Raw genomic sequence first — 12,310 nt, forward strand, 5'->3', positions numbered from 1 at the left:
ATATATGCCGGAAAGAAAAACATATTTTGCGGAGGTGTTATTGCCTCTTCCGGTACAGTCGTCATTTACATACAGGCTGCCGTTGGAACTTAACGAAAGTGTTAAGATAGGCATGCGTGTAGTTGTTCCTTTCGGAAAGAAAAAATTGCTTTCCGGAATAGTATTGTCTCTTACTGAAACGGTGCCTTCTTTGCCTGATGTGAAATATGTCATTGGAGTATTGGATGATGTTCCTGTCGTCAACAATTTGCAGTTGGGATTGTGGCGTTGGATATCAGATTATTATATATGTCATCTCGGAGAGGTCATGCAGGCTGCCCTCCCTTCTGCTCTAAAATTGTCAAGCGAATCGAAAATTTCACTTCATGGTGACTTCGTTCCGGATATCGATATGTTGAGCGATTCTGAATACCTTGTTACTGAGGCTCTTATGGTAAAAGAGACCATTACCGTCAATGATGTCGCCAAGATAGTGGGATATAAAAAGGTGATGCCTCTTATCAACTCTATGATTGATAAACACTTGATAGTGATGGTGGAAGAATTGACTCCCAAATTTAAGGCTCGGTTGGAAAACTTTGTGAGACTTTCTGACACCTATAATAATGAAACTGCCATGCAGGAATTGATGAACAGTCTCTCGAAACGTGCATATAAACAACTTGAGTTGCTTCTTGCTTTCTTTGCCTTGCATGGTTCCGTTGATGTTGAAGTGCGTGTCCCGGATTTACTTAAAAAAGCCGGTACTGCCCAAAGTGTGTTGAAAACCATGCTCGACAAGGGCATATTCGTTTCTCTCCAAAAAAGAGTGAGCCGTCTTAAAGATGCCGATGCATCAAGTGAAGTGTCGTCTATTTCATTGACGCCTCTCCAGCAAAAGGCTTTTGACGAGATACATCAAGGCTTCAATGATGATAAACCTGTCTTGCTTCATGGTGTTACCTCATCTGGAAAGACGGAGATATATATCAAAATCATTGATGAATGTTTGAGACAGGGTCGTCAGGTGCTTTATTTGCTTCCGGAAATAGCTCTGACTGAACATATTATCAACAGACTGAAGAAATATTTCGGCAATAAGGTGGGAGTTTATCATTCACGATACAATGAAAACGAAAGGGTGGAGATTTGGCATCAGGTGCTTGACTTTGAAAGTAAACATGATTCTAAATACCAGATTGTCATAGGCTCTCGTTCTGCTGTATTTTTACCGTTTTCCAACATAGGTGTAGTGATAGTCGATGAGGAACATGATTCTTCATTCAAGCAGACAGACCCGGCTCCGCGTTATTCGGCTCGCGACCTTGCTATCGTTTTGGCAAAGTTCCATCATGCTAAAGTGTTGCTTGGTTCTGCCACTCCTTCTTTTGAGAGTTATTATAATGCCATGATTGATAAATACAGACTTGTATCATTGTTGCAACGTTATGGAGGCATTGAGATGCCTGAAATACTTGTTGACGACATGCGTGAAGAGAAACGTAGGAAGACTGTAATGGCAAGCTTCGGTTCCATGCTTGTCTCTGCCATGCAAGATGCTGTAGCCAAAGACAAACAAGTTATTTTATTTCGTAACAGACGGGGTTTTTCGCCTCGTATGGAATGTACCGTCTGCGGTTATGTACCGCAGTGTGTTAACTGTGATGTCAGTCTTACCTATCATAAGCAGCAAAATATAATGAAATGTCATTATTGCGGCTATGTGATGGATGTACCGGCAGTTTGTCCTTCCTGTCACAGTTCCAATTTTGTCATGAAAGGATTGGGTACTGAAAAGATAGAAGAAGATCTGTCTTCTGTTTTGCCGGACATATCGGTGGCACGCCTCGACCTCGATACTACACGTTCCAAAAATGGCTCTCATAATATACTTGAGAAGTTTCGTGATAACGAGACTAAAGTGCTTGTCGGTACTCAAATGGTAACCAAGGGTCTCGATTTCGACAATGTTAAACTTGTTGGTGTGATAGATGCGGACAGTATGCTGTCTTATCCCGACTTCCGTGCTTTTGAACGTGCTTTTCAACTGATGGAACAGGTCTGTGGAAGGGCGGGACGTAAAGGCGACAGAGGTAAAATGATAATTCAAACATATCAGCCTACTCATCCCGTAATACTCGACTTGCTTAATCACGACTTTATATCGTTTTTTATGAAACAGATGCCGGTGCGAAAACAATTCAACTATCCACCTTTCAGTCGTCTTGTCTTGCTGAAACTGAAATATCATAAAATGGATGTACTTAATAACGCATCGGATATACTTGCTGAACGAATGAGGCATATTTCAGGTTGTGAGGTGATAGGTCCGGAGTATCCTGTAGTGCCTCGAATAAAAAATATGTTCATAAAACAACTGTTGATAAAAATTGAACGTAATGCCAATCTGTTGCAAATAAAAGAGTCGATAAAACAGGCTGTAAGAGAAATTGCAGAAGATCCTTCCGGTAAATTGAAATCAGTAAATATAGTTGTGGATGTTGACCCGGCTTGATGTTTTGGTACGATTTTTGTTATTTTAAAAGTGGTTTATAAAAATTTTTATAATTACACTTTACAGGCATTGCACAGTATTGTGCATTGCCTTTTGATAACGGGCTGAAAATATATATTATGACAAGAATTTTGAAAAACTTTGTACTTACATTATTCTTATTTCTTACCACCATGGCTTTTGCTGAGGGAACTTCTGTTCCTTGTATTACCGGAAAAGTTATTGACAATGATACAGGACAACCTCTTGAATATGCCACTGTTAGACTGTTTACACAAGATTTAGTCTTTGTGAGTGGAGTAATAACAGATATGAAAGGTTCTTTTTCCATACAGGCTCCTCAAGGTAATTATATTGTCACAATTCAGTTTATGGGTTATGAGACTTTGAATGTCAATGTTAAAGTCTCAGGAAATGAATCTGAAGTTCAATTAGGCAGATTGTTACTGCGTCCTGATGTCGAACTTCTTGAAGAAGTAGAGGTGATAGCTGAAAGAAGTACCATGTCCATGACATTGGATAAAAGAGTTTTCAATGTGGGAAAAGATGTCAGCAGTACTGCCGGCAATGCTATTGAGGTACTTGAAAATATTCCTTCTGTGACTGTGGATGTTGAAGGTAATGTCAGCCTTCGTGGCGATGACGGAGTGCAGATTCTTGTAGATGGAAAAGAGTCCGGTCTTGTCGGCGTCAGTACTCAGGATGCCCTTCGCAGTCTTCAGGCTGATATGATAGAACGTATCGAGGTCGTCACCAATCCATCAGTGCGTTACGATGCTGAGGGTACTGCCGGCATAATAAATATAGTGCTTAAAAAAGACAAACGTACCGGTTTTAACGGCAGTGTTGACTTGCGTGGTGGCTTCCCTTTTGAATGGGGAGAGAAAATGCCTGAACCTTTCCCGTTTCAGGCCGGCGTAGGTACCAGTCTCAACTATAGACTAAGACGCTTTAATTTCTTTCTTAATTATAATTACAATTATAGAGACGATATAAGCGACGGTTATACCGAAACGGAATATTTTAATGGAGAGTCTATTTATGACCCTGATATTCAAAACCATGCCGATGCTACTGAGATAACGAAACAGACTACTGAACGTATAAGACACAGAGAAGGACATACCGTAAGAGGTGGTCTCGACTATTATATCTCCGACAATGATATTCTTTCATTCAGTGCCATGTATCGTAAATCTAAAGGCAGCGATAATCCCATAGTGACTTATAGAGATTTCTTTCCGTTGGAAAACAGTGACATATATACGGTACGTGCTGAAGATAACTATAATACACGACCTATGCAGGAATATACTTTGAGTTATGATAAATATTTCATTACCAAAGAAAATTCACTCAAGGCCTCTATTCGTTATTTCACTACCGAAGAAAATGAATGGTCCGATATAGAAGATTCTCAGTACAACTCATTATTTGATTACGAGAACAACAATCCTTTTGAACATGTCTTTCAGACTACCGATTCTAAAGAGTTACAGAGAAATTTACAAGGTACTGTTGACTTCGTCTATCATTTGGGACCTAATATTATAGAAGCCGGTGCCAAATATACCAACCGCTTTATCAATAACATTATGGAAGTTACCGAGAATGACATGATACTTGATGAATATACCCATGATTTCGATTATAATCAACAGGTTGCTGCCTTATATGCCATTTATGGGAGAGAGTTGGGATTGTTTTCGCTTCAAGCAGGGGCACGTTTGGAATATACTTATCTCGGTACGGAATTTCATAATACGGGAGAGTCTCATGAACAGAAATATCTCAATCTGTTTCCGAGTGCACACATTAATTATAATATAACAGAGAATGACCAGATGCAGGTGAGTTATACTCGTCGTATCCGCCGCCCGGGTTACTTCATGATAGCACCGTTCAGATCCTTTAATGATGACCGTAACATTAGATTGGGCAATCCTGCCATACGTCCTGTCTTTACCGACAGTTACGAATTGTCATATATCAAATATTGGGAGAAAGGCAATTTCAATCTTACGGGATATTACCGTCACAGTGTTGACGTATTCCGTAATTTTACTTTCGTGGAAGGTGATGTGTCATATAGTCGTCCGGAAAACTTTGGTCTCAGCGATGATTATGGTCTCGAGGTGGTAGGGTCTTTACAACTGTTTAAATGGTGGAATCTTAACGGCAATCTCAACTTTTTCAAGTCCGTAACTGTTGGAGACTACAATGACCGTCATTATCTTACTGATTCCTATAATCTTGGAGGTCGTATAGTGAGCAAGTTCAGCATTAACAAGATATGTGACATGCAAATCACCGGTCATTACAGAAGTCCTCATGACGAACCTCTAGGTTATCGTGAAGCTAATTATTGGGCGGATTTTGCAGCTTCTCGCGATGTGCTCAAAGGTAAAGGCACTGTCACACTTAACATACGTGACGTATTCGGTAGCCGCCAGCATGGAGGATATTCCTGGGGTGATGACTTCTGGCAATATTCGGAAAACTCTTGGAGCAAGACTACAGTGACATTGAATTTCAATTATCGTATCAATCAACAGTCAAACAACAGGAAAAAGAACATGAACACTCCTTCAGATGATTCTTACGACAATATGGAATACAGTATGTAATTTTTTATTGATAATGACAATATTATCTGTGATTTAATGTTTATTGAAAGGAGAGTAGTAGTAATGAGAGATGTGAAAAAAATGCAAATATTTAATTATTTGATTAAAAAATAAAAAAAACAGAGTATTTTTGTAGAAGAAAATGATGAAATGTTTAAAAAAAATGTCTATTTTGATTTCATGATAAGAAAATTGTGTTATCTTTGCAGACAGAATTAATAGTTTAACTTAAATAATCAACAATGAAAAAAGTTTTATTACTTTCAGCAGCCTTATTTTTGGGCTTGAGTTCTTTTGCACAAATGAGAACTACAAACAAGGAAGTGCTTGTTGGCAAAGCTGACTTGCGCAAGGTTATGCAAGGTAAGGAAATTTCAGCTTCAGCTCCATACAATTTCCAAGCCACAACTCCTATGACTTCTACACTTAATAGATGGGGGAACATGGAAGAGTTTCAAACAATGACAACATCTTACGACTTACAATCCAATGGTTATACTGCTAATCGTTTGGTCCAGTGGGCAGATGGTTCAATAGCAGCAAGTGCTACATTGTCATTGACATACGATGCAACTGCTTCAGACCGTGGTACAGGTTATAATATCACTCTTGGTGGAGATTTCGGTAATTGGGGTCCGGAACCTACAGTGAGAGTAGAAAGTGAAAAAACAGGTTGGCCTTCAATGGCCCAATATGGTGCTAACGGTGAAATCGTTGTATCACATACCGGTAATGGTTTGGTTTACTACATTAGAGAGACAAAAGGCGAAGGTGAATGGGTAAGAGGTGAAGTCCCGAATCCAAACGTCGGAGCTTCGGCACAGTTGTTGACATGGGCAAGAGTTATCACTTCCGGTCCTAATAAAGACATTATCCATATAGTTGCGGCAGATCAAGATGATGCAACTTATGATTCATACATTTATTATGCAAGATCTGAAGATGGCGGTGCTACATGGGATGTTGGTTATTTCCCGGGAATGGAAGGTGACGAAGCCGGTGTTTACAGCGCAGATTATTATGCTCTTGCATCCAAGGGTGATATAGTGGCTTGCTTGTTTACTGGTTCAGTAACAGGTAATACCTATATCATGAAATCAGAAGATAATGGTCTCACGTGGGAAAAGAAAATGATTTGGGAAAACCCATATTATGGTTTTGATTGGGAAACAGATCCTCAGTCTATCTTTACTGATACCTTATATGCTCCTGAGACCGGTGCTTTGACAATAGATAATCAGGGTGTTGTTCATGTGGCTTTGTCAGCTAAGGAATTTATTCATGATGAATTAGGAACATCATATAGTTTCTATTATGGCATGGCTGTTGATGGTATTATGTATTGGAATGATACTCAAGGCGTTATGGAATCTCCTGATGGTAATCCTCACCATGTTTTCAGACTTTGGTGGCCAAGTGAAGAAAGTGGTTATATAGTACACGGTGATAATGAGAATTTGTTCTGTGGATGGCTCCCTGCTGATGAAACTGGTAGCTATAGTGCATGGTCAAATGATGCATTCTTCTATTCAGACTATTATGGATATTTTTGTGGCTGCTCAGCTCTTCCGGCAATAGCTGTTGATGACAATGGTAATCTTGCTGTCGCTTATTCGGCTCCTAATATGACTCGTCTCTCTGGTGATGGCTACTATTTCAGAAACGTTTATGTAAGTTATAAATCATGTGATGAAGATGTATGGATGCTTTATGAAGATAATCTTATGGAAGACTTCATGCACTCTTTGTCAGAAGGTATAGGTGTTGTTGCTATTCCTCAAGCTAAAAATTTAGGTGAATTCGTTTTCGGTTACATGGAAGACGATTTCCCGGGCTTTGCAGTTGGCAACTATGCTTCACAAGCTCAATTTACAGACAATAAATTGCAAGTTGTAAGATTGGTTTCTGAATATACAAGTGTTTCTGAAGAAACAATCAATCCTTTGACAAGTGTTTATCCTAACCCTGCAACAGAAGTTATCTACGTCAATTCGGCAATGAATACCGATGCTGTAGTAACGTTCCATAACATCGCAGGTCAGGTTGTTAAGACTGTAAACAAATCTTTGACAACAGGTGAAAACGGTATCAGCGTTAACGATTTGTCAACAGGTGTTTATTTCTGCACAATCAATGCTAACGGATATAGCAAAACAACTAAAGTTATTGTTAAATAAGAGATGATTTCTTATGAAGAATAAAGAGGCGGATTTTGGTCCGCCTTTTATTTTGTCATTAGTTGACAAAATAAAAAAACGTCTTTACAGACGTTTTTTTATTCGTTAATATAAATAAGATGTTTCCCCTGTTAACAGTTCATGCCTCCGCAACAGTTTATCACCTGTCCTGTTACATAACGCGACAAATCGCTTGCGAGGAACAAAGCTACATCTGCCACATCGTCTGGTGTGCCGCCTCTCTTCAACGGAATCTTCTTGATCCAATCCTCTCTTGTCGCCTCGCTGAGTTGAGCTGTCATGTCCGTTACAATGAATCCGGGAGCTATGCAGTTGGCTCTAATTCCTCTTGCACCCATCTCTTGCGCTATGGATTTTGCCAACCCAATGAGCCCGGCCTTGGATGCTGAGTAGTTGCATTGTCCGGCATTGCCTGATACTCCAACCACTGACGACATGTTGATGATACTGCCTCCACGCTGACGTGCCATGACAGGTACTACTGCATGTATGAAGTTGAACGCAGACTTGAGATTCACGTTGATGACGTCATCCCATTGTTTCTCAGTCATTCTCAACATCAGGCCATCTCTTGTGATACCTGCATTGTTGACCAATATGTCAATGCGTCCGAAATCTTTCACTATCTGATCTACTGTCTCGTTTACATTGGCAAAGTTGGAAGCATCGGAAAAATAGCCTTTTACTTTCACGCCTAATGCCTCAATCTCGGCAGCCGTGTTTTTGATATTCTCTTCGTTTAAATCAGTGAATGCAATGTTACATCCTTCCTGTGCAAAATGTATTGCAATGGTCTTGCCTATTCCTCTTGCAGCTCCGGTGATGAGAGCCGTTTTGTTTTCTAACAATAATTTCATTTTTGTATGTGTTATGTCAGTGTGCCGTTTAGGCACACTGACTGTTTTACATCTTGTAATTGTTTATTTTGTCTTCTCCTATGGTTTCTACCAATGTCAATCTCTTGGCAACTTCTGCTTTCGCCATAGTGATCATGTTCTCGCATGATGTCTTGAAACAACGGCAGCGATTAGTGTCTTGCAACAGCAGATAAGACATTATTATGTAACCTGCTGTTTCTACGGCATTACGTGCGTTAAAATCGAACAGTTCTGCCGGATAACCGGGTGTCGTCATGATGGATGTAAGCTTGACATACTGTTCTTTGATTGCTCTTATGTCTTCAAGCATAGGTTTCAGTTCATCGTCTAACGGCATATTGTCATATTCTTCCATACGTTTAAGATAACTGCCGTTGCCGACGAATCTGATGGCTGCCACTACCTGTAACTGCGATGTGCCCTCGTAAATGGATAAGATACGTGCATCACGGTAAAGACGCTCGCATTTGTATTCTTTCATGAATCCTGATCCGCCGTGAATCTGTATGCAGTCGTAAGCCACCTGGTTTGCATATTCGCTTGAAAACAGTTTCAGCATAGGTGTCAGCATGTCAGCATTGCGTTGTGCCGTCTTCATGTCTGTTCTTTCCTCTGCTGTCAGAGTCCTCTCTTTGGAGATAGCGTTATATATCTTGGATAGGTCAACGAATCTTGTCGTCTCATAAAGCAAAGAACGAGCACCGTCTATTTTGGCTCTCATGTTGGATAACATCTCATAAACCTGAGGGAAACAGATGATGGCTTTGCCGAACTGCTCTCTTTGTTTTGCGTAATCAAGAGCTTCGCGGTATGCTGCTTCTGCAAGACCCACCGATTGTGCTCCAACACCAAGACGTGCACCGTTCATCAACGACATGACGTATTTTATCAGACCGAGTTTGCGTTCGCCTACCAACTCAGCCGGAGCATTGGTGAATACCAACTCAGCTGTAGGAGAGCCCTTTATGCCGAGTTTGTTTTCTATACGTCTGATGGTGACAGCCTTGGAAGTCCTGTCATATAAAAAATATGACAATCCGCGGCCGTCGGTGGAGCCTTCTTCTGAACGTGCAAGGACGAGTTTTATGTCTGCATCACCATTGGTGATGAAACGTTTCACACCATTGAGATACCAGCGACCGTCTTGTTCGTTGTATGTGGCTTTTAGACGTACCGACTGTAAATCAGAGCCTGCATCAGGTTCGGTAAGATCCATGGAACATGTGGCACCTTCGCTGATTCTCGGGAGATATTTGTCTTTTAATTCATCAGACCCAAATTCATATATTGTCTCAGCACAGTCTTGCAGTCCCCAGATGTTGGCAAATCCGGCATCGGCACGCGATACTATCTCGGCAGCCATCACGTATGGTACGTAGGGGAAGTTAAGACCTTTGTATTTGCGAGGCAATGACATGCCATACAATCCGGCTTGTGTCATGGCTTCGTGATTTTTCTGTGTCCCTTCTGCATAGACTATTGCATTGTCTATGATATGAGGACCTTCATGGTCAACGGATTCTGCATTGGCTTCTAATACTTCACCTGCCAATTCTCCGACAATCTCCAATACTTTGTCGTAATTGTCAATAGCGTCTTCAAAGTCAATAGGAGCAAGGGGATCCTGTCCTGCTTCACTGTATCCTTGTTCTTTAAGCCCGACAATCTTTTCCATCAAGGGGTGTGTCAGGTAAAATCTCAGTTTTTCATTATCTTGATAAAAATTCATGTCTTATTATTTAATGTTGGACTTATAACATTTTATCATTTTAGGAATAACTTCCATCACATCACCTGTTATGGTGTAGTCTGCTATCTCGTTGATAGGAGCTTTAGGGTCGGTATTGATGGATATTATCATTGAAGACTGGTCCATTCCGACACGATGTTGTACTGCACCGGATATGCCGCATGCAATATACAGTTTTGGACGGACGGTAAGACCTGTCTGCCCTATCTGGCGCTCACCTTCTGCAAAACCGGCATCGACAGCAGCACGTGTGGCTCCCACTTCTGCCCCAATGACATCGGCGAATTCATGCAACAAGGCGAAATTTTCTTTGTTTTTCATGCCATAACCGCCTGCCACTATTATTGAAGCACCTTTTAGATTGACTTTCCGTGACTCGATCTGACGGTTGAGCATTTCTATGCAGAAGTCGTTGTCACTGATGTATTTTTCAGCATCGAGGTGACGCACTGTGCCGCGACGGTTGTCGTATGTCTCTTTCTTCATTACACCTTCACGTACTGTTGCCATCTGAGGCTTGCTTTCAGGTGATACTATGGTGGCGATGATGTTGCCTCCGAAAGCAGGTCTTATTTGATACAATATGTTATTGTATGTCTTTCCTGTCTTGGCGTCAGTATGATCTCCTATCATGAGTTCGGTACAGTCAGCTGTCAGACCGCAACGAAGATATGAAGCAATGCGAGGTGCGAGGTCTCTTCCTATGGATGTAGCTCCGAACAACACTATGTCAGGTTGTTCTTCTTCAATGACTTTACTCACTATGTCGAAGTGAGGCAATGTCTGGTAAAACTCTAACTTCTTATGATTTACAATGCTTACAATATCGGCACCATGGGCATATAACACGTCTTCTACGTCTTTTATTCCGTTGCCAATGGCAAGAGCTTCAACCTGGCACGACAGGGTGTCGGCAAGTTTTCTTGCCTTGGAGCACAACTCAAGACTGACTTCAGCTATCTGTTTCTCTTCCGATATTTCGCAATATACTAATATATGATTCATAACGATTATTTTTTCACTTTTTATCTTCCGTTGTCATATCATTATATCAACAATATTTATCCTATGATATGTGATTTTATCAATTCTTTCATCAGGTTGTCAATATCGTTTTCATTATCGGTGAGAGTGATATTTTCTTTCTTGGAAAGAACGACATTTTCTATGTTCTTGACTTTTGTAGGTGAGCCGGCGAAGCCAAGTCTTGATGGGTTGGCGTTGATATCGTCGGCTGTCCATTCTTGTATTTTGGTTCTGATATTGTCAGGAAGGCTGTTGATATCGAAATTTCTTTCTTTAGCTTCCGAAGGAGAGCAAGCCTTTTTGTTGGATATCACGCGTACGGCATTACGTGGGCGGCAGTCGGCAGCGTTGCCGTGAACTGTCAATAACAGAGGGAAATGACCTCTTACTGTCTCGCATCCGTTGTCGAGACGACGTTTCACCACTATGCTGTCTTCTGTCACTTCTTCGAGAGTCTCACAATAAGTTATCTGAGGCATGTTCAGTTTCTCTGCTGTTTGAGGACCCACCTGTGCGGTATCTCCGTCTATTGCCTGGCGTCCTGAAAACACAAGTTTTATATTGTCGAATTTCTTGAGAGCAGTAGCTAAAGCGTATGAAGTGGCGAGGGTGTCGGAACCGGCGAATTTTCTGTCGCTTATGACTATGCCGTCGTCGGCACCACGGTACAATGACTCGCGTATGATGTCAGCCGCTCTGGTAGGTCCCATTGTCACTACTGTCACTTTAGCCCCATGGATACGGTCTTTCACTTTCAAAGCCATTTCCAAAGCCTTGAGGTCGTCCGGGTTGAAGATGGTTGGAAGAGCAGATCTATTGATGGTGCCGTCTTCTTTCATGGCATCCTTCTCCACGTTACGGGTGTCGGGAACCTGTTTTGCCAATACTAATATTTGAAATTTACTTGTTGTCATATCTTGTATCTTTAATTAACGCAAATGACAAGTCGCCTTTTACACAAAGTTTTCCTTTGACAGACAACGTGGCACTGCAAAAATAAATGTTGGCTTTATGAGCATCCAATTTTGCCTCTATTTCCACTGTGTCACCGGGGACTACTGAATTTTTGAATTTCACGTTGTCTATACCCCTGTATAAAGGGATATTGCCAATGAGGTCGTCCAACATCAGTAAGGCGCATGACTGTGCCATCATCTCACATAATATCACCCCGGGCACTATTGGGTCGTCAGGGAAGTGTCCCATTAGGAAATATTCATCTCCTGTAACATGGTATTTGGCATGAGCCACTTTTTGTTCATCTATCTCTATCTCATCTACGAGAAGCATAGGTTCACGGTGAGGGAGATATTTTTTTAATTCTTCTTTTGTCATGA

The 12,310-nt window shown here is 41.1% G+C and carries 8 protein-coding genes; 3 read left to right on the top strand and 5 right to left on the bottom strand.

The window, feature by feature from the left end:
• The first annotated feature begins 4 nt into the window (after positions 1-4).
• The 3 genes from priA (at position 5) to ACZOVS_RS05695 (ending at position 7,298) form a co-directional block, all read left to right on the top strand.
• Entirely contained in the window at positions 5-2,494 is a 2,490-nt protein-coding gene (gene priA / locus ACZOVS_RS05685; RefSeq protein ID WP_483996268.1) for a replication restart helicase PriA, read from the top strand.
• Between the two features lie 119 nt (positions 2,495-2,613).
• Positions 2,614-5,121, top strand: a complete 2,508-nt coding sequence (locus ACZOVS_RS05690) for a TonB-dependent receptor domain-containing protein (RefSeq protein WP_483996269.1) — start codon at positions 2,614-2,616, stop codon at positions 5,119-5,121.
• A 242-nt stretch (positions 5,122-5,363) separates the two neighbouring features.
• Positions 5,364-7,298, top strand: coding sequence for a T9SS type A sorting domain-containing protein (locus tag ACZOVS_RS05695; RefSeq protein ID WP_483996270.1), 1,935 nt, complete (start codon positions 5,364-5,366; stop codon positions 7,296-7,298).
• Positions 7,299-7,429: 131 nt separating this feature from the next.
• On the opposite strand, the gene fabG is transcribed toward ACZOVS_RS05695, so the two are convergent.
• From fabG to fabZ, 5 genes are read right to left on the bottom strand one after another with little or no spacing between them, the layout of a single operon-like run.
• The gene (gene fabG, locus ACZOVS_RS05700) at positions 7,430-8,176 is read right to left on the bottom strand and encodes a 3-oxoacyl-[acyl-carrier-protein] reductase (protein WP_483996271.1); all 747 of its coding nucleotides are present in this window, start codon (positions 8,174-8,176) and stop codon (positions 7,430-7,432) included.
• Between the two features lie 46 nt (positions 8,177-8,222).
• Positions 8,223-9,926 (bottom strand): acyl-CoA dehydrogenase family protein, encoded by a 1,704-nt coding sequence (locus ACZOVS_RS05705; RefSeq protein ID WP_483996272.1) that lies wholly within the window; start codon positions 9,924-9,926, stop codon positions 8,223-8,225.
• Positions 9,927-9,932: 6 nt separating this feature from the next.
• Positions 9,933-10,952, bottom strand: a complete 1,020-nt coding sequence (locus ACZOVS_RS05710) for an electron transfer flavoprotein subunit alpha/FixB family protein (RefSeq protein ID WP_483996273.1) — start codon at positions 10,950-10,952, stop codon at positions 9,933-9,935.
• A 56-nt stretch (positions 10,953-11,008) separates the two neighbouring features.
• Positions 11,009-11,887 carry an electron transfer flavoprotein subunit beta/FixA family protein gene (locus ACZOVS_RS05715; protein ID WP_483996274.1) on the bottom strand — a complete coding sequence of 293 codons (879 nt, stop codon included), beginning with the start codon at positions 11,885-11,887 and terminating at the stop codon, positions 11,009-11,011.
• Entirely contained in the window at positions 11,874-12,308 is a 435-nt protein-coding gene (gene fabZ / locus ACZOVS_RS05720) for a 3-hydroxyacyl-ACP dehydratase FabZ (protein ID WP_483996275.1), read from the bottom strand. The genes ACZOVS_RS05715 and fabZ overlap by 14 nt, the downstream gene beginning before the upstream one ends.
• Between the last annotated feature and the right edge of the window lie 2 nt (positions 12,309-12,310).

This window comes from Candidatus Limimorpha avicola (genome assembly GCF_056978975.1).

Excerpts from the sequence above, each read along its gene's own strand:
- priA (WP_483996268.1), top strand. The coding sequence starts at position 5 with ATGCCGGAAAGAAAAACATATTTTGCGGAGGTGTTATTGCCTCTTCCG.
- ACZOVS_RS05690 (WP_483996269.1), top strand. The coding sequence starts at position 2,614 with ATGACAAGAATTTTGAAAAACTTTGTACTTACATTATTCTTATTTCTT.
- ACZOVS_RS05695 (WP_483996270.1), top strand. The coding sequence starts at position 5,364 with ATGAAAAAAGTTTTATTACTTTCAGCAGCCTTATTTTTGGGCTTGAGT.
- fabG (WP_483996271.1), bottom strand. The coding sequence starts at position 8,176 with ATGAAATTATTGTTAGAAAACAAAACGGCTCTCATCACCGGAGCTGCA.
- ACZOVS_RS05705 (WP_483996272.1), bottom strand. The coding sequence starts at position 9,926 with ATGAATTTTTATCAAGATAATGAAAAACTGAGATTTTACCTGACACAC.
- ACZOVS_RS05710 (WP_483996273.1), bottom strand. The coding sequence starts at position 10,952 with ATGAATCATATATTAGTATATTGCGAAATATCGGAAGAGAAACAGATA.
- ACZOVS_RS05715 (WP_483996274.1), bottom strand. The coding sequence starts at position 11,887 with ATGACAACAAGTAAATTTCAAATATTAGTATTGGCAAAACAGGTTCCC.
- fabZ (WP_483996275.1), bottom strand. The coding sequence starts at position 12,308 with ATGACAAAAGAAGAATTAAAAAAATATCTCCCTCACCGTGAACCTATG.